The organism is Oscillospiraceae bacterium MB24-C1 (assembly GCA_030913685.1).
GTDB lineage: Bacteria > Bacillota > Clostridia > Oscillospirales > Ruminococcaceae > Yanshouia.
In genome coordinates, this window is record CP133187.1 from 94,176 (window position 1) to 111,597 (window position 17,422).

The 17,422-nt window shown below is 47.4% G+C and carries 17 protein-coding genes; 8 read left to right on the forward strand and 9 right to left on the reverse strand.

The genetic code is table 11. The annotated features are described in order from the left end of the window. Positions 1 to 3 precede the first annotated feature (3 nt). From RBH76_00475 to RBH76_00485, 3 genes are all read right to left on the reverse strand, one after another. Entirely contained in the window at positions 4 to 1,065 is a 1,062-nt protein-coding gene (locus RBH76_00475) for a 3-methyl-2-oxobutanoate dehydrogenase subunit VorB (protein WMJ83933.1), read from the reverse strand. A 15-nt stretch (positions 1,066 to 1,080) separates the two neighbouring features. Beyond that, a complete protein-coding gene (locus RBH76_00480) occupies positions 1,081 to 1,293 on the reverse strand; it encodes a 4Fe-4S binding protein (protein WMJ83934.1) in 213 nt (70 codons plus the stop codon). Positions 1,294 to 1,358: 65 nt separating this feature from the next. Continuing rightward, entirely contained in the window at positions 1,359 to 2,042 is a 684-nt protein-coding gene (locus tag RBH76_00485; protein ID WMJ83935.1) for a hypothetical protein, read from the reverse strand. A 238-nt stretch (positions 2,043 to 2,280) separates the two neighbouring features. Between RBH76_00485 and RBH76_00490 the strand changes: the two genes are divergently transcribed. Further along, positions 2,281 to 2,979 carry a FadR/GntR family transcriptional regulator gene (locus RBH76_00490; GenBank protein WMJ83936.1) on the forward strand — a complete coding sequence of 233 codons (699 nt, stop codon included), beginning with the start codon at positions 2,281 to 2,283 and terminating at the stop codon, positions 2,977 to 2,979. 202 nt (positions 2,980 to 3,181) lie between these two features. Here the strand turns inward: RBH76_00490 and RBH76_00495 are convergent, their stop codons facing one another. After that, positions 3,182 to 6,286, reverse strand: a complete 3,105-nt coding sequence (locus RBH76_00495; protein WMJ83937.1) for an efflux RND transporter permease subunit — start codon at positions 6,284 to 6,286, stop codon at positions 3,182 to 3,184. Positions 6,287 to 6,290: 4 nt separating this feature from the next. Beyond that, entirely contained in the window at positions 6,291 to 7,658 is a 1,368-nt protein-coding gene (locus RBH76_00500) for a biotin/lipoyl-binding protein (protein ID WMJ83938.1), read from the reverse strand. Positions 7,659 to 7,917: 259 nt separating this feature from the next. Between RBH76_00500 and RBH76_00505 the strand changes: the two genes are divergently transcribed. The 6 genes from RBH76_00505 to RBH76_00530 all read left to right on the forward strand — a co-directional run bounded on the left by RBH76_00505 (position 7,918) and on the right by RBH76_00530 (position 13,453). After that, the gene (locus RBH76_00505) at positions 7,918 to 8,589 is read left to right on the forward strand and encodes a TetR/AcrR family transcriptional regulator (protein WMJ83939.1); all 672 of its coding nucleotides are present in this window, start codon (positions 7,918 to 7,920) and stop codon (positions 8,587 to 8,589) included. Beyond that, a complete protein-coding gene (locus tag RBH76_00510; protein WMJ83940.1) occupies positions 8,586 to 9,497 on the forward strand; it encodes a 2-dehydropantoate 2-reductase in 912 nt (303 codons plus the stop codon). The genes RBH76_00505 and RBH76_00510 overlap by 4 nt, the downstream gene beginning before the upstream one ends. Before the next feature lie 110 nt (positions 9,498 to 9,607). Then, the gene (locus RBH76_00515; GenBank protein WMJ83941.1) at positions 9,608 to 9,961 is read left to right on the forward strand and encodes a helix-turn-helix transcriptional regulator; all 354 of its coding nucleotides are present in this window, start codon (positions 9,608 to 9,610) and stop codon (positions 9,959 to 9,961) included. Positions 9,962 to 9,977: 16 nt separating this feature from the next. Beyond that, positions 9,978 to 10,436, forward strand: a complete 459-nt coding sequence (locus RBH76_00520; protein WMJ83942.1) for an NfeD family protein — start codon at positions 9,978 to 9,980, stop codon at positions 10,434 to 10,436. 345 nt (positions 10,437 to 10,781) lie between these two features. Continuing rightward, entirely contained in the window at positions 10,782 to 11,723 is a 942-nt protein-coding gene (locus RBH76_00525) for an SPFH domain-containing protein (GenBank protein ID WMJ83943.1), read from the forward strand. Positions 11,724 to 12,049: 326 nt separating this feature from the next. Beyond that, a complete protein-coding gene (locus RBH76_00530; protein ID WMJ83944.1) occupies positions 12,050 to 13,453 on the forward strand; it encodes an NCS2 family permease in 1,404 nt (467 codons plus the stop codon). Positions 13,454 to 13,527: 74 nt separating this feature from the next. Here the strand turns inward: RBH76_00530 and RBH76_00535 are convergent, their stop codons facing one another. After that, positions 13,528 to 14,145 (reverse strand): hypothetical protein, encoded by a 618-nt coding sequence (locus RBH76_00535; protein WMJ83945.1) that lies wholly within the window; start codon positions 14,143 to 14,145, stop codon positions 13,528 to 13,530. Positions 14,146 to 14,252: 107 nt separating this feature from the next. On the opposite strand from RBH76_00535, the gene RBH76_00540 reads away from it, so the two are divergent. Beyond that, positions 14,253 to 15,281, forward strand: coding sequence for an FAD:protein FMN transferase (locus tag RBH76_00540; protein WMJ83946.1), 1,029 nt, complete (start codon positions 14,253 to 14,255; stop codon positions 15,279 to 15,281). Between the two features lie 58 nt (positions 15,282 to 15,339). Here the strand turns inward: RBH76_00540 and RBH76_00545 are convergent, their stop codons facing one another. Genes RBH76_00545 through RBH76_00555 form a run of 3 tightly spaced genes read right to left on the reverse strand, consistent with a single transcriptional unit; the run spans position 15,340 to position 17,410 of the window. Further along, entirely contained in the window at positions 15,340 to 15,903 is a 564-nt protein-coding gene (locus RBH76_00545) for a chromate transporter (GenBank protein WMJ83947.1), read from the reverse strand. Next, positions 15,900 to 16,451, reverse strand: coding sequence for a chromate transporter (locus RBH76_00550; protein ID WMJ83948.1), 552 nt, complete (start codon positions 16,449 to 16,451; stop codon positions 15,900 to 15,902). Before RBH76_00550 ends, RBH76_00545 begins: the two co-directional genes overlap by 4 nt. A gap of 35 nt (positions 16,452 to 16,486) precedes the next feature. Continuing rightward, a complete protein-coding gene (locus RBH76_00555) occupies positions 16,487 to 17,410 on the reverse strand; it encodes a DMT family transporter (protein WMJ83949.1) in 924 nt (307 codons plus the stop codon). Between the last annotated feature and the right edge of the window lie 12 nt (positions 17,411 to 17,422).

The following is a 17,422-nucleotide window of genomic DNA, read 5'->3' on the forward strand; positions in this document are numbered from 1 at the left end:
TGCTCACCTCCCCAGCGCTGCTTTTGCAGCGGCTGCAATCTCATGCTGTGTTGGTATGATGCCGCCGGACCGGCCGCAGAACGCAACGGGCTTTTTGCCGAGCGCCGCATAGCGAACATCCTCGAGCATTTGGCCCATGCTCATCTCGACGCAGAGCACAGCCTTAACCGATGGGCGTTCAACCGCCGCACGAAGCTGCGTCTCTGGGAACGGCCAGAGGGTGATGGGTCTGAACAATCCTGCTTTGATGCCCTCCTGCGCCAGCAGGTCAACGGCGCTCATCGCAATACGTGACGGTGTACCGTAGGCCACGAGTAGTACCTCGGCATCTTCGGTGCCGATTTCTTCGTAGCGCAGCTCATTTTTAGTGATTTCCTGGAACTTTTCATCCAGACGCCGGTTGTGCTGTTCGCATAAAGCGGGGTCGATGAAAAGCGAGTTTACAATATTGTGCTCACGCTTACCCTTTGTGCCAGTTGTGGCCCAGCCTTTTTCGATCGGTGCTTTTTCGGTCTGTTCACGCCATTCAATCGGTTCCATCATTTGACCGATCATGCCGTCAGCCAGCACCATGACAGGATTGCGATAACGGTCGGCTAGTTCAAATGCATCCTGCGTAAGATCCACCGCCTCTTGAATGGTGTTGGGCGCTAGCACCAACGTGCGATAGTCGCCGTTACCGCCGCCTCGGGTGGCCTGAAAATAGTCGCCCTGCGCCGGTTGAATGGTACCCAAACCCGGGCCGCCGCGCATGACGTTGACGATGACGGCGGGCAGCTCGGCACCGACCATGTATGTAATGCCCTCTTGCTTCAAGCTGATGCCGGGTGACGAGGATGAGGTCATCACACGCGCGCCCGCGCCAGCAGCACCGTACACCATGTTGATGGCGGCCAGTTCCGACTCGCTTTGTAAAAAACATCCGCCCACCTGTGGCAGACGCATCGACATGTACTCGGGAATCTCATTTTGCGGCGTGATGGGATACCCGAAAAAATAGCGGCAGCCGGCGCGCACCGCAGCTTCTGCGATGGCCTCGTTGCCTTTCCAAAGCTCCATTGCCATAATTTCTTCCCCCAATCAAAGTTTTTCGACGGTGATGATAGAATCCGGGCAGATTTTCGCGCAGCTCCCACAGGCGATGCACAGCGAGAGATCGGTCACGGTGGCGGGATGATACCCCTTCCGGTTGGTCACAGTGGTGTCGATGACGACAATGTGACGCGGACAAACGGCGGTACACAGCTCGCAGCCCTTACAGCGCTCTTGCGCAAAGGTGATTTTGGCAGCCATAGCATCTGTTCCTCCCATTCTCATAATATCAAAGCACAAAACCGCTTTGTGCCACAAATACTTCTTTATGCCTCCCAGGGTTTTTTCATCCAAATATCTATCGGAAAAAGAACGCCCTCAATACCAACGGTATTTCCACCCTCTTTTAGCGTGGCATTGGGAACCACATTGCAGACCAGCGGCAGGCCGGTCATCTGACAAAGCCGTACTGCCAGCACATTGCCACGGCGCACCTCATCCAGCGTGGTCTGGCCGCAGAGATGGGTGTTGTTGACAATGCCGCTTACTTTCAGACGACTGGCCTGCTCTATCCGGTGCAGATAAGCCAACGCCTGCGCCGGGGCCCCGGTTTGCGGACGATTGGCGTTAACCACCAACCAAAGGTCATAGTCACTCTTCTCGAACTGAGGCTGATAACGCGACAGCACCCGTGCGCCCACGTCGTCGCCTCCGACATCTACAATATAGCTACTCGCGTTGTCAGAAAACATGCGGGCGACTTCCGGTGGTAGCGCGGGAACGTCGGCGCTACGGCAGGCAGCCGACTGTGCAATCAGCTCAATGCCGCTCTGAGAAAGCTGTACTTCACGCTCGCGTGAACAGAAATAGGGATTGACAATATCAAGATCAACCAGCGATACCCGCTTGCCAGAATCCGCTAGAGAAAAGGCAAAATTCACTGCAAATTCAGTTTTGCCGCTGCCATAGTGCCCCGCTATAACTGTAATATGCTTCGTTGATGACAGCATAACGCACCTCACTTTCTCTGATTGAGTTGTCTGATGTCAGATTAATCCTTTTAAAAGCGAATGTCAATAAATTTAAGCAAAATTTCTATAATGCTTAAACTTGGTATATTTTATTTGGTAATGATGTTTAGAACATTTCTTGACAATCTTATGATAGAGGTATAAAATTTAGACAAGTTTTTCAAAAAATAGCAAATTAACAGTTGTTTGACAGCTGATGGAATGGAGCGCTGAACATATGCGAGTTAAAACAAGCCTTTCTGAGAGAATTTCTGACGCGATCTATGAGCAGATAGTCACGCAGAAAAAATATGCACCGGGGGATAAGCTGCCCAATGAGAACGACCTTTCCAGCGAGTTTGGGGTCAGCCGTGCCACGCTGCGCGAAGCCATACGTGCTTTGGTCACGCAGGGGGTACTTGAAGTTTCCCACGGGCGGGGCACCTTTGTGTCTAAAGAAGTCAAACATTATCGCGATATTCAGTTCGGCGATTTGGGCAGGCTCCGAATGAAGCTAATTGACCTGTTTGAGCTGCGGCGTGTCGTCGAGACCGAAGCGGTGGCAATGGCCTGTGAGCGCGCTAGCGACGAAGAGATTGAGGCGATCCTTTCCTTTGGTCAACAGGTGGCTGAATGCATCACCGAGCGGGCTGGCAGAACCCCCGCCGACGAACAGTTTCACCAGGCGATAGCCGCGGCATCGCACAACGAGTTTATGGTGCATCTCGTTCCGATGATCTACCGCGCGGTGAGTGATACTCTTGTTAGGATGGGCACTGATGAGCTGTTCGCCAAAAACACTTTGCAGGACCATGCGCTGATTATGGAAGCGCTTTCGTGTCGCGACGCTGCCATGGCGCGCAATGCAATGGCTATCCATATGAGCCACGCCATCAAGTCTCTTAAGGCAGGGGACGATTCTGACAAGGTGGTGTGAACTCGCGGAAAATGCAGTCGCGATACGTTAAGCCGGTGATAAAAAGAGAACCGATGCGGCCGTAGACTGTCAATCAAGTACGATAGTATTCGCTTAGAAGGTATACGAAAAAGCCGTATGTACAAAAAAACACCCCGCAGAGTTAGGCACAAATAGCGCCGACTCTGCGGGGTGTTTTTAATATTATCTAGGGATGTTTAACTTAGTTTGAACCGCCATCTAGTGCAGCTCTTTTAGCAGCTTTCTTTGCTGCCTTCTTCTCCTTTTTAAGCTGCTTTTTACGCAGTCGCTCCTGCTTGTCAAAAAGCAGATAGAAGGTGGGCAGCAGTAGCAGCGTCAAGGTGGTGGACGCCACCAGACCGCCGATGATTACGAAAGCCATTCCCCGCATTAGGGCGGCATTTCCTCCGATGCCTATTGCCATAGGCACCATGGCGAGAACAGTCGTGAGGGTTGTCATAAATATTGGGCGCATACGAAGCATGCCCGAGGTAAGCAGCGCATCTTCCGCAGAAAGATTTCTTTCTACACGAAGGCTGTTTGTGGTATCAATAAACAGAATACCGTTATTTACAACAATACCAGCAAGCATTAAAAATCCGAGCAACGACGGCATACTGATAGTGCAGTCAAATATGAACAGACACAAGAAAGAGCCGATAAGAGCAAACGGTATTGAGATCATAACAACAATTGAGAAGACTGGGGACTCAAACTGCATTGCCATGACCATGAACACCAGCAAAACTGCTGTTAAAATTGCACGGATTAAAGCTGTGAATTCCTCTTGCATACGCTCAGAGTCAGCAGTTTTTGTCAGCTCTACGCCTTTAGGAAATTGCAAGCTTTCAGCCTGTGCATTAAGAGTCTTAGAAAGGTCATTAGGCGCACTAGAAGCAGGCTGACCGGACAACGTAATAATGTATCTGCCATTTTGGCGAGAGATACTCAGTGGGCTGTTGGAATACTCAATAGTCGCTATATCAAATAGCGGAACAGGCATACCAGCAGCGTTTGTGAGGTTAAAGGATGCCAAATCACTGACAGTTTGAAACTGGTCATTTGGGTATTCAACACGCACTTCGTATTCTCTGCCGTTTTCCATCAGCTTGCAGGCTTCGCTACCCTGCATAATTGAATAAATGGTTCCCATTACTTGCTTGGGGACGAGACCTTGGGCACTAGCCTTTACAGGGTCTATCTTAACTTCGGCCTGAGGTTTTCCTGAGGCAAGCGTAGAGGTAACGTGCAGAATATGCGGGTTTTGACGCATCATCTCTTCCACTTTCAGAGCACCTTCTTTGAGGCTATCAAAATCAGTGGACTGCAAGTTTATAGAAACGTTAGTGCCGCCACCCATTTGCTCTGTCTGGCTTGAGGCAGCGATACTGATGTCACAATCTATTGGATCCTTGGTTTCGCTTCTCCACTGATCAACAAGATCCTTGGTAGAGGTTTTACGATCCTTCTTTAAGTAGGCTGTAATAGAAGCATCTGAATTATTACCCATAGCCATGGCGAATCCTGATTTTCCTGCAACCATTGAATAATGCTCCACATCGGGGTGGTTTGTGACCATTTGCTCAAGTGGAGAAAGAAGTTCGTGGATTCTATCATTATTTGTTCCAGGACGAACCGAGAGAGAAATGTTGATTACGCCATCGTCGGTTGCAGGTAAAAGCTCTACACCAATAAGCGGCACTAAAGCCAACGAGCCAACGAGCAAAATTACTGCTAAAGCCACTACCGTCTTTTTGTGACGCAAGGTTAGAGGTAAAAAGTTCGCGTAGGAAGTAGATATTTTATCCATTATCCGCATTACGATTTTAGGTTCGTGTTCTACGGGCTTTAGGTGGTAAAATACCAGTGGCACAATCGCAAGAGCAGAGAGCAACGAGGCGATGAGCGAGAATACAATTGTAAAGCACAACTGACCAAACAACTGCCCCGACAGCCCCTTAATAAAAGCAATGGGCAAGAACACGACAACAGTGGTGGCAGTAGAGGCAATAATTGAGCTAGCAACTGCCTTAGTACCTTCTAATGCAGATTCATAGAATGATTGGTTCTTGGTCTTTAACCTGAAGCAACTTTCAATAACAACTATCGAGTTATCTACCATCATACCGACGCCTATGACCAGGCCGCTCAATGAGAGTGTATTGAAGGAGAACCCCATACCGCTCATGGCTATCATGGTTACAAGAAGTGATATGGGGATTGAAGAACCTACGATTAACGAGGCTCGCCAGTCGCCTAAAAAGATAAACAACACAATCATTGCCAGTACAACGCCGAGAGCAAGCGTTTCTGCAACCGCTACTACGGCGGAAATAATGCTTTTGCCCTTATCATCTACAATGTCGATTTGAATGCCCTTGTTGGAGGTGTTAATTTCCTCAACGACCTTCTTTACAGAATTTATCATAGCGATAGTAGAAGCACTCTGTCGCTTTGTGACTTCTAAAATAATATTTTCATTGCCATTGTAATAGCTGAGAGATTCTATTTCTTTGTTGGTATAGTTTACATTTGCGACATCAGAAAGATGAATAATGTCTCCGCTAGCTAAGGTGATGGGCAAATGACGTAAATCTTCGGCTGTACTATAACTTACACCGCCGCGAAGAGTAAGATCAAGGTTACCTTGCTCTATAATGCCGGCAGGCAGTGAAAAGTCCGCAGCACCAATAACATCTGAAAGCGTACGAATGGTTAACCCATATTGTGAAAGCTTTTCTTGCATGAGCTCAACCTTGATGTATTCCTCAGATCCGCCGTAAACGTTTACAGATGCGACTCCGCCAAGTTTTTCAATCTCGGGTACTATATCCTCCTCAACATAATACTTGAGGTCCACGTCGCCGACAGCCGAAGCGGAAAGGGTGATGACAGGCATCATATCCATGTTCATCTCAAATATTGTAGGATTATCGGCATCATCCGGAAGCAGGTTCCGATACATATCGATGTTGTTTTTAAGATCGGAGTGCGCCTTATCCATGTTGGTGCCATATTCTATTTCCAGTACAACAAGCGAGGCATTTTCCATTGAAATAGATTCTATGTTTTTGACACCGCTCAGAGTAGAGGCGGCATCCTCAATATGTGAGGTTACCTGATTTTCGACGTCCTCCGGTGACGCACCGGGGTAGACGGTGTAAACTATGAGCGCTGGCATTTCGATATCCGGCATAAGCTCAAGAGGTGTAGAAAAGGTGGTTCCTATACCGAAAATCAAAAGTGCCAGTACTACGATGCAAACAGAAACAGGACGTTTTAAAGCAACTTTTGTTAAACCTATCACCGAATTAAACCTCCTCGCTGGTTTCGACGGTTGCGCCATCAATCAGGTTTGGATTCCAGGAGGTGATGATTTGTGAATTGTCATCGAGGCCTGAAGTAACCTCAGCAACGTCCTCTGATATTATTCCAATTTCAATGGGCGTTTTTACTGCAATATTCTCTTCAACGATGTACACGTAGGTAGCGCCGTCATCATAGTAAATTGCGGAAACAGGGATAAGAAGGCTATCTTGAGCCTTATTGGTAATAGCAGTAAGCTTTACTGAAACGCCGGAGAGAATATCAGCCTTATCTACTAGGCGGGCTTTGATGGGGAGCAGCCCGTTTGACGCGCTAACCATCGTACCTATTTCAGTAATTTCGGCGCGATAGGTTCTTTGGCCGCTTTCCACCGTTACCTCATCTCCGATAGTCATGGTTATGGCAATATCGGCAGAGACAGCGAAATTAACGACAAGAATTTCTTTGTTAGAGACCACATATCCAGCCATCGAGGGCGCGTACTGGTCATTTGAGGTTACATTTTTTTGCTCAATTACGCCGCCGATGGGTGCATAAACTTTTAGGTTATCCATTGTCTGCTGCGCTGAATCGTAGGCCAGCTTTGCCTGCTGACGCTGCAGGTCATATGTCGTGTCGTTTTCACCGCTGGTGATGCCTTTGTAAATGTCGTACGCCTTGAGCGCGGCTTCATAATTGTCATAGGCGGTTTCAAACGCCGTGTAATAGTAATTGTATCTGGTACGATCACCATACTGCTCTAATTCGTTATAATAAGCACGTTCTGCGTTTTGTAATTCCTCCCATGTTTCGTCACTGACATTCTTATCGTATGCTTCCTGTGCCGCAAGCCATCTTTTGCGAGCTTTTTTATAGTCAGCCATACTGAAATCAGGATCATCAATCTGAATTTCGAGCTCTGCGCGTGCCTTTTCATAGACATTTCGCGCGGTATCAATATCTGTTTTGTATTTCAGCTCGGTCAACTCATTGCCCGAACCGTTTTCAGCTGAATCAATACCATTGAGCGCCAGTTCATAGTTGATTTTTGACTGCTCGAGCGCAATTTGATAATCCTTAGGATCCAGCTCATACAGAAGCTGCCCCTTTTTGACTGTGTCGCCAACTTCAAAATAGGTTCTGAGCACCGTGCCAGAAGCTTTGCCATACACAGAAACCGAGTCATCGGGCATTACGCGCCCGGTAAAATCAGATTTTTGCGAGATACTGTCCCGAATGGGCATCTGTGTATGTACGCGTATTGCTGGAGCCTCGCTGACTGCGACTGTGTTGCCGCTGCAGCCGACCAAGCCCCAAAGCGCTAGAGAGGCACAAACGACGGCTACTGTTTTGGTTGTTAATGTTTTTTTCACTCTAATTACCTCCGAAAAAGCGTCCGAAAATACTTGCAACCAGTATAAAACAAGGATATGGACAAAGCTTGAATAACATTAAAAATATTTACTTATTTTGTAAAATATGGATAATGGAGTGGAATATATTCAATTTTATAGCTTTCATCCAACACGATGTTGTGTTACAATTGTCATATATTATGAAGCAACTTTTTTAAATAGTCAATAAACATTTCACGACATTGTGTCGGATAATTGATAGAGTGGAGAAATTAGTATGAAGAAACGGGTTGCACAAACGCTTCAGACTAAAGAAAAACTGACAGACGCCTTTTGGATGTTGTATGAACAAAAGCCTTATGATCAAATAACAGTTCGGGAAATTACCGATTTGGCAGGTTTTAATCGCAGTACGTTCTATACTTATTTTAAAGATGTCTATGATGTCCTTGAACAAACCGAAGAAGAAATATTTCGAATGTTTGCCAAGGGTTATGAAACTGAAGGATATGTTATTGATGAAAACCAGCTAAAAGAATCTATAAACTTTTGGAGCGATTATTTTGAGAAAAATCATACTCGGCTTGCACTATTGTTAGGGGAAAAAGGCGATGCCAAATTTGCATATCGCATATTGGATCAGATGCGAGAGAAAATGCGTGATTCTCTTAGAGAGATTTGTGACCTAAGTGATAAAAAATTTGATTATGTAGTAGAATATATGTTGCATGCACATATTGGTCTGACTTTAACATGGTTTAAGAACGGTTGTGATATTCCTTTTCAAAGTATTGTAGAATTGAAGAATGATTTGATGATAGGTGGCATATTTTCTGCAATTGCGTGCGATACAACCTCTTTTGATGAAAAGTTATCGAATTATATTAAGCAATTTGAAAAATTTTCAGAAAACTATTTAATTAAAACTAAAGGAGTTAGAAACGAATGAAGTATTTGATTATTGGGACTGGGGGAACCGGCGGTGCCGTTGGCGGTTTTCTAGCCGAGGCAGGTTATGACGTCACTTTTATTGCGCGTGGTGCACATCTCGCAGCCATGAAGGAGAAGGGGCTGGTGGTTAAATCCGGTATCAAAGGTGAGTTTTGCGTAGGAAACCCAAAAGTCTGCACTGCTGAGGAATATAGTGACACACCCGATGTGGCTTTTGTCTGTGTCAAGGGTTATTCGCTGGACGATGCCGTGACGCTGCTGAGCCGCTGTGCCGATGAAAAAACGGTGATTATTCCGATACTCAACATCTTCGGGACCGGTGAAGCGCTACAGCGCCGCCTACCTAAGCTGCATGTGCTCGACGGCTGTATCTACATCACGTCGTATGTGTCGGCTCCCGGTGAGATCACCCAGGGCGGCAAGCTGTTCACGGTGGTGTTTGGAGAGCGGGACGGTCAGATAGGCCCTGAGCTTGAGCAAATTGCAAGAGAATTGGAAAAAAGCCAGATACGCCCCGATCTCACCGACGATATCCGCCGAAAGTGCTTCCAGAAATATGCGCTTATCAGTGCGATGGCCGCTGTGGGGGCTTATTATGATGCGACGACCGGCGTTGTGTCATCCACGCCCGAGATGCGCGAGATGTTTGTCAACCTCTCTAAGGAAATTGACGCGCTTGCCAATGCGATGGACATTCCTTTTAAAGAGGATATTGTGGCAAAGAACCTGCACCTGATGGAAACGGCTGCTCCTGACACGACTGCTTCCATGCAAAAGGACCTCAAAAAAGGTAAAAACAGCGAAATTGACGGCCTTGTTTTTGAACCTGTTCGTTTGGGGAAACGCTTTAATGTTGAGACGCCCACATTTTTAATGGCAGCAAAAAAATTTGGATTCAAAGGATGATTTTACAAGATACCAATGCTGCATTGACAAGTATATCATGTGGTGATATATTTGATTTGAAAGTATATCGTTATTTGATATACTAATGCCAATTGCAGGAGGGACTATTCATGGACGAGATCACAGAAAAACTGATTTCAGACTACCTGCCCATGAGCGAGCAGAGCTTTTTGTTGCTTCTATGCCTCACTGAGCCCCGTCATGGCTACGGCATCATGCAGATGGTGCTGGAGCAGTCTCGTGGCAGGGTCAGTCTCGGACCCTCAACCGTTTATACAATTTTGTACAAGATGGAACAGGACGGTCTGATTGAGGTTGTTAAAGAAGTAGATCGACGCAAGGTTTACGCCATTACATATGCCGGGCGGCAGGTGCTGCAGGCGGAAGCTGACCGGGTTGCTGAACTTTCTCGGTATGCCCATCAGGTTTTGGCGCAAAGCAGCACGGCAGTAACGCTATTATGAGGTGAAGGAGAATTATATGATGGGGATCCTAATAACACTTTCCCGGTTTATGCCTCTTACTTGGCTGCTTATCGCGATAGCGCTGGGTGTCATGGAGGCTGTGACAATTGATTTGGTTGCCATCTGGTTTGCGCTAGGTGCGTTGGTTACTATTATTCCGGCCGCTATGGGCCTTCCATTTTGGATGCAGCTAATTGTGTTTTTAGCGGTGAGCCTTGTCACGTTGTTTTTTACAAGGCCAATCGCGGCTAATGTGCTTCGGGTCAAAAAAGTTAGTACAAACGCTGACCGCATAATCGGCATGATCGGTGTGGTGACCCATCCCATTAACAACATTGCTGGAGAGGGCCGCGTACTGGTCAACGGCCTGGAATGGTCCGCGCGCTCGGATGATGGTGCGCCAATTCCTGAAAAAGAGAACGTGCTTATTAAGGCGATTGAGGGTGTCAAGGTCATTGTAGAACGAGTCGTTTAAAGGAGAAAAAATGGTTGCTACAAACATGTCAATTATTATGTTGCTCTGTGGTGCGTTTTTTGCAATAGCTGTGGGCTTTATTTTGGCGCTTGCTTTAAACGGGCGGAAAAAGTAACCTATTGAAGATTGCACCTGTTATTTCATTTTCTACTGTTATATTTTTAGAAACTGCATAAAATAAACAGGGCAGATATACCCTGTCCACTCGCTGAGATTATTGCATATCGCTGCTACGTTTTTTGAGCCCGATCTTGTGTTGCTGCGTTTTATATGGCATACTATTCATATTACGCGGTTTAGATATGGGATACAATATAAACAGAAAATAAGTTGGAGGGAAAATTTATGCCACCTATCATTGGAACTATTATGCTACTCATCATCATTGTCGTGGCGCTCTACACTATTGCCAACTGCGTGCGCATTGTACCGCAGGCTACCGTTTATGTCATTGAGCGCCTTGGCACTTACCACATGACGTGGGAAACTGGCCTGCACATCAAGGTGCCGTTTTTTGACCGCGTTGCAAAAAAGGTTTCTATTAAAGAGCAGGTCGTTGATTTTAAGCCGCAGCCCGTTATCACCAAGGATAACGTCACCATGCAGATAGACACTATTGTGTTTTTTCAGGTCACCGATGCTAAGCTTTATGCTTACGGCGTAGAGCGTCCGCTATCGGCTATTGAAAATCTCACTGCCACGACGCTGAGAAATATTATTGGTGATATGGAGCTGGACAACACACTCACCTCGCGCGACATTATTAATACGCGTATCACTGCAATTCTTGATACTGCCACCGATAAGTGGGGCATCAAGGTCAACCGCGTCGAGCTGAAAAACATCATCCCTCCTGCGGAAATTCAGGATGCGATGGAGAAGCAGATGAAGGCCGAACGTCAGAAGCGTGAAAGTATTCTGCGTTCTGAGGGTGAGAAGGCGAGCAAGATACTGGTGGCTGAAGGCGACAAGGAGTCTCAGATTCTGCGCGCACAAGCCGAAAAAGAAGCCGCAATTCTGCGCGCCGATGCTGTTCGTGAGCAGAAAATCCGCGAGGCGCAGGGCGAGGCAGAAGCAGTTATAATGGTGCAAAAAGCGCTGGCTGATTCGCTCAAGATGCTCAACGCCGCATCGCCTACCGAGCAGGTTATTGCAATTAAGAGCCTTGAGGCATTTGCGAAAGCTGCCGACGGCAAAGCCACTAAGATTATCATTCCATCCCAGATTCAGTCGCTGGCTGGCATGGTGACCTCGATTAAAGAGCTGACCACCGAGCCAAATCAATAAGGTATCTAAAGAAGTAGGAGCCGCCCGAAAATTAATGTTTTCGGGCGGCATTTTATGTTCTCTATGCCGCTCTCTCGGGCACCGTTATTGCTGACGGATTGCAGTTATATCTCTTTTAGAGCGTCGCGATGGTTTAAATGCAACAAGCGGATACTTAAGCGCAGGGGGCATTCTTCAACGTATGGCGTCCTTGCTTGATGCACATGATATTATTAATGCATCATGGCGAGTTTATGTCATATTTACGTTAACTTTGTTGCTTTTTTAAAAAGTATAGGCTATACTGTTACAGGCATATCAGCAAAATATGTGTACGGAGGTACTCAATGGAAACATTTCTCGAAAAAAAATTCAAGCTCTCAGCGAATAATACCAATGTCAAAACTGAAATTCTGGCAGGGTTGACAACCTTTATGGCAATGGCTTATATTCTAGCCAGCAATCCTAAAACCCTCGCCGATCCGGCTTATATCATAGGCGATGCGGCGTTGGCAGCACGTCTTGAAACCGGTGTATTTATTGCCACCTGTCTGGGCGCCTTCGTTGGCACTATGCTCATGGCGTTACTGGCCAACCTGCCTTTTGCATTGGCGCCAGGCCTTGGGCTTAATGCTACCTTTGCCTATACCATTATGTTGGACATGGGTTATTCCTATGCCGAGGGTCTGGCCATCGTTTTTATATCGGGTGTCCTGTTCCTTGTCATTTCGATTTTTGGTCTGCGCGAAGCCATCGTACGCGCGCTGCCACATAACCTCAAGGTAGCCATCTCGGTCGGTATCGGACTTTTTATTGCGTTTATCGGCCTTGTCAACGGCGGTATTATCGTTAACAATGACGCGACGTTGGTTGGCATTGTCAATTTATCTGATTTTTCTGCAGGGGCAGGCGCACGTTATGCTTTAGTAACCGTCATCGGCCTTGTGATTATTGCTTTCTGCAACGCTAAAAGAATCAAAGGCGGCATGGTTGTTGCAATTTTGCTGGCGACGCTGGCGGGTATTCCGCTTGGCGTAACGGTTATTCCCGAGACGCTCTCACTCAATCATGGGGCGATGTTCGCCGAGTATGCAGAATTCTCGCTAGGCGCTATGATCACGGGCTTCGGCACCATGTTTGCGGGCAAAAGTCTGCTGGCTGTGTTCTCTAAGATCTTCATTGTGGTCATTTCAATCTCGCTGATCGATATGTTTGATACCATCGGTACGCTGGTGGGAACTGCGCAGGGTGCCGGCATGCTTGATGAACAGGGTGAAGTTAAAAACATGCGTCAGGCACTGCTTTCCGACTCTATTGCGACTATGGCGGGCGCGTTTTTTGGCACCTCCACCGTCACAACCTTTGTGGAGTCGGGTTCTGGTGTGGCTGAGGGCGGACGTACCGGTCTGGCCTCGGTGGTTACCGCTCTGATGTTCTTGGTGTCGCTGCTGTTGGCGCCATTTATAGGTATCATTCCGCTCGCTGCCGCAGCACCAGCACTTATCTATGTTGGCGTTCTGATGGTTGGTTCCGCGCTCAAGAGCCTTGACTTCAGCGATCCGACCGAGGCGATCCCCGCCTTTTTGACGATAATTATGATGCCGCTTACCTATGGCATTTCAAATGGTATTGCATTTGGTATCATGAGCTATGTGATCATCAAGGTCATCACTGGCAAAGCGAAGGACCTTAATCCTACGCTTACGATTTTGGGTATACTGTTTATTCTGCGCTACGCATTTATTGCATAGCCATAACATCTGTTTTGCAAAAAAACCCTCCGCAAGCGGTTGCTTTGCGGAGGACTTTTTGCATTTTTGAATCACTATTTTGCGTTAGAATAAGCTTTTTCAAGCGCGCGAAGTTGGTCGGTTACAGAAATGGTCACCGACGTTTTAAGGTCGGCCTCGTCCGGTACATGTTTGTGTTCCGCGTCACGCTCGGTGACCTTCATCGCCAAAACATCATCTACAGTTTTGCCGCGCATCCAGTCTTCAAGCGCTGCAATTTGCTCGTACCATTCTTTTTGGATTCCAGATGCCTTCTTCATACCATAGGCATCGCCAAGTTCTTTTTTGGTTTTAATTTCCGACGTCATGTCGCCGGTCAGCGCGCCGCTGATATCAAAACCCACGCTCGCCTGCAGTGTATCAAACTTGACGTCCAAAATCTTGCCATCTGCATCCGTGCTGAGTGCGCAGACAGCCACATTAAATTTGGCATTGCCGGCGGTTTCGGCACTGGCGGAGCTGGATTCCGATGTGGTGGACACGACACCTAAGCCAACCAGCACATCGCCGCTTGATTGTGATCCTGCAACTGAAGAAGACGACGACGGTTGGCTGCTAACAGAACCGCTTGGAGAGGTACTAGTTGAGGGAGAAGCGCACGCTGCTAAAAGGCAGCATGCTGCTACTACCGCCGTGATAGATAACCGTTTCATTACATTTCCTCCTGTTATTGTTTTTAGCATTTCTTTTGCCGAAAGTTTCTGCGATAAAAAATATCAGCATGGGAAAGCTACAATTGGAGAGCGGATGAAGGTGTGTTATGAAGCGATTTTTATTTATATTGACGATAATTTTAATGTTGTTGACTCGCCCCGAACGCAGCCCACGATACACCGTGACGTTTTGGGGCGCTTTTGATTCCATGATTACCATCACCGCAAATGCAGAATCCAGACAGCAGTTCGATGCGTTAACCGAAACCGCTATAGCTAGGTTTACCGAGCTTAGCCACGATTATGACAGGTTTTTAGAACCGGGCACAATTGTCAATTTAGCCACGCTCAACCGAATGGCCGGACAGGGAGAAATTCATGTTTCAAAAGCGCTTTTTGACCTGCTCTCCTTTGCGCAAGCCGGTGCGGCAAAAACGGATTCTTTGGTGATTCCCACCTTTGGCTCAGTGACCGAACTATGGCGCAAACAGATTGTTTACGCCCAGAACGGCCCAGGTACACCGCCCGGCATAAAAGCGCTACAAGAGGCGGTGAAAAACACCGACGTGTCGCTACTGAAATTAAATAAAAAAACCCAAAGTGCCGCTCTGCTTTCAAGCGGAGCTTTGCTGGATGTAGGCGCGGTTGCCAAAGGTTACGCCACAGAACTGGTGGGGCGTGAATTGGCAGCAAATGGGCTAACTCGGTTGGCGATATCAAGTGGTGGCAACATCCGGGTGTTTTCTCCGCCTGTGGGCAAAACCTGCTGGCGCATCGGGGTTCAAAACCCCGATGCAGCGATTTTGGGTGATGACGACACGCTGGGGACTTTGTTCATCAACGATATGGCGGTAGCCACCAGTGGGGATTATCAGCGCTTTTTTTGGTATCAGGATCAGCGGTACCATCACCTAATCGATCCGCAAACGCTTTTTCCCGCACGATATTATCGTAGCGTGACAGTGGCTTGTAACAACGCAGGTGAAGCTGATTTATTTTCTACGGCGCTGTTTTTGGCCGACTGGTCTCATAGTTATGACATCGCTGAACGTGAAAAAATAGCTGCACTCTGGGTAATGCCGGACGGCAGCGTCAAAACCAACGCACGAATGGATAAACTGATCAAAAACAAATAAAAAGATTCTTCGCAGTTACGCATTTATAACGGCGAAGAATCTTTTTAATTTTAAAGTATTACAGTTTGAAAATAATGCCGATAGCTGCAGCGCCTGCAATATAAAATATCGGGTGTTTTTTGAAACGCACATAAAGATAATAGATCACAGCAAACAAAATAATGGCCGGGATGTTCAGCACCGAAAGCAGGCTGTTAAAACCTGCAAAGCGGTCGGTGTACAGCAGCGTACTGCGCAATACAGAAAAACCTGCGGCAGCGATCATACCGGTGGCCGCTGGGCGTATGCCATAAAACACGGACTTGACGACTGGGCTGCTTGAAAATTTGGCAAGAAACTGCGCGACGATCACAATGACGATATAAGACGGCAAAACGAGACCAAAGGTGGCGATCAGACCGCCCAACAAGCCGCCGGCGGTAAAACCGGCATAGGTTGCAACATTAACTCCGATGGGCCCAGGCGTTGATTCCGCAACTGCAATCATGTCCACCAGCATGGCGCGGTCGAACCAGGGATAGCGCTCGGCCATGTCAAACAGAAAGGGCAGGGTAGCCAACCCACCGCCGATGGCGAACAGGCCGGTTTTAAAGAATTCCACAAATAAAAGAAGATAGGTCATGCTTTATCGCCTCCCTTTGAAACCAATCGCTTTGCGAAAAAGCCGAGCAGACCGGCGATGATAACAATGGTAATAGGCGAGATATCAATCAGGATCATAGCAATAAAGGTGGCAACAAAAATGACTGCGGTCAATTTATCTTTGACGCTGGGCTTAAACAGTTTGACAACCGCCGCAACAACCAATACACAGACCGCGATGCGGATTCCACCAAAAGCATGCGCTACAATTGCATTACCGGCGACGGCTTTAAGCGCCCCTGCAATGAGGGTGATGATAATAAACGACGGTGCCACAACACCTGCGGTACAGAAAAAAGCACCCAGATAGCGCTTTTGCCGAAAACCAATCAGCGTTGCAACGTTAACCGCAATGATGCCGGGCGTACATTGTCCCACGGCGTAAAAATCGAGCAGCTCCTCAGAGGTCGTCCAATGGCGGCGGTCAACAATTTCGCGCTCCAGCATGGGCAGCATGGCATAGCCGCCACCGAAGGTTAGACCTCCAATGCAGAAAAAGGCCCAGAACATGTCCAAATAAACATTCAAAACCGTTTTACTCCTTTTCAAAATCTGTATTTCGATCAATCCGATTGAGCATTTTTATTTAATAGACGCTTTATTTCATCAAAATCCAATTGCACCAATATAACTGAAAACAAAATAATGCCGCCGCCCGCCAGCAGCATAATGGTGGGCTCGTCAAAGCCCCAAAGTACTGAAAGCAGGCTGCCGAACAGTCCCTCGGTCGAGAGAATAATCGCGGTGCCCGAGGCGGAAAACCGGCGCTGTGCCCAGCTTTGAACAAAATAGCAATAGCCGGTGGATAACAATGCAAGATATAATATGGCACCCATGCCAGATTTTAATGCTGCCGCCGAAAATAGCGGCCGCTCAAAAATTAGAAATGTTGCCAATGAGAGGGCAGACACCACCGCTAACTGAAAAAAACTTAAAACTGCAGCGCTGCGTATCCGCTTTGCCGAAACACCAAGGTAGGCGTAATGGCAAGCAAATAAAAACGCGCACAACAGCGAAAGCCAATCGCCGATATTAAAGGTAAGCCCCACCCCCGGCGACCACGAGAGCACGGAGGCACCAACAAAACAGATGAAGGCACTCACCGTTGAGCGCAATCCCGGCTTTTGTTTAAACAAAATCAGGCTTAAAAATGGCACCATAATCACGTTGGTGGCGGTCAAAAAAGCGTTGTTGGCCGGTGTGGTAAATTTGATACCATAAGTCTGACAGATAAATGCGACAAATAATATCGTACCCGCTATCAGGCCGAATTTCAAGTCTTCGAGGCTAGAAATGGCCAGCTCTTTGTTAAAAAGCACAGCCATGATCGCGGCGGGTATAAAAAAACGCAGTGTGAGCAACAGCGCCGGAGAGATGCCACACTGCACTGCAATGTTCGTGAAAATAAAGCCACCGCCCCAGATAAAAGCCACCGAAAGCAGCAGCATACTCGGCAGCAGGGGCGAGGTGGAAAGCTTGTGATACATATGGATATGGCC

Bases quoted from the DNA above. Each gene is read 5' to 3' on its own strand.
- RBH76_00505 (WMJ83939.1), top strand. From the start codon at position 7,918: ATGAAGAAACGGGTTGCACAAACGCTTCAGACTAAAGAAAAACTGACA.
- RBH76_00480 (WMJ83934.1), bottom strand. From the start codon at position 1,293: ATGGCTGCCAAAATCACCTTTGCGCAAGAGCGCTGTAAGGGCTGCGAG.
- RBH76_00530 (WMJ83944.1), top strand. From the start codon at position 12,050: ATGGAAACATTTCTCGAAAAAAAATTCAAGCTCTCAGCGAATAATACC.
- RBH76_00525 (WMJ83943.1), top strand. From the start codon at position 10,782: ATGCCACCTATCATTGGAACTATTATGCTACTCATCATCATTGTCGTG.
- RBH76_00535 (WMJ83945.1), bottom strand. From the start codon at position 14,145: ATGAAACGGTTATCTATCACGGCGGTAGTAGCAGCATGCTGCCTTTTA.
- RBH76_00515 (WMJ83941.1), top strand. From the start codon at position 9,608: ATGGACGAGATCACAGAAAAACTGATTTCAGACTACCTGCCCATGAGC.
- RBH76_00490 (WMJ83936.1), top strand. From the start codon at position 2,281: ATGCGAGTTAAAACAAGCCTTTCTGAGAGAATTTCTGACGCGATCTAT.
- RBH76_00555 (WMJ83949.1), bottom strand. From the start codon at position 17,410: ATGTATCACAAGCTTTCCACCTCGCCCCTGCTGCCGAGTATGCTGCTG.
- RBH76_00520 (WMJ83942.1), top strand. From the start codon at position 9,978: ATGATGGGGATCCTAATAACACTTTCCCGGTTTATGCCTCTTACTTGG.
- RBH76_00475 (WMJ83933.1), bottom strand. From the start codon at position 1,065: ATGGCAATGGAGCTTTGGAAAGGCAACGAGGCCATCGCAGAAGCTGCG.
- RBH76_00540 (WMJ83946.1), top strand. From the start codon at position 14,253: ATGAAGCGATTTTTATTTATATTGACGATAATTTTAATGTTGTTGACT.
- RBH76_00545 (WMJ83947.1), bottom strand. From the start codon at position 15,903: ATGACCTATCTTCTTTTATTTGTGGAATTCTTTAAAACCGGCCTGTTC.
- RBH76_00485 (WMJ83935.1), bottom strand. From the start codon at position 2,042: ATGCTGTCATCAACGAAGCATATTACAGTTATAGCGGGGCACTATGGC.
- RBH76_00510 (WMJ83940.1), top strand. From the start codon at position 8,586: ATGAAGTATTTGATTATTGGGACTGGGGGAACCGGCGGTGCCGTTGGC.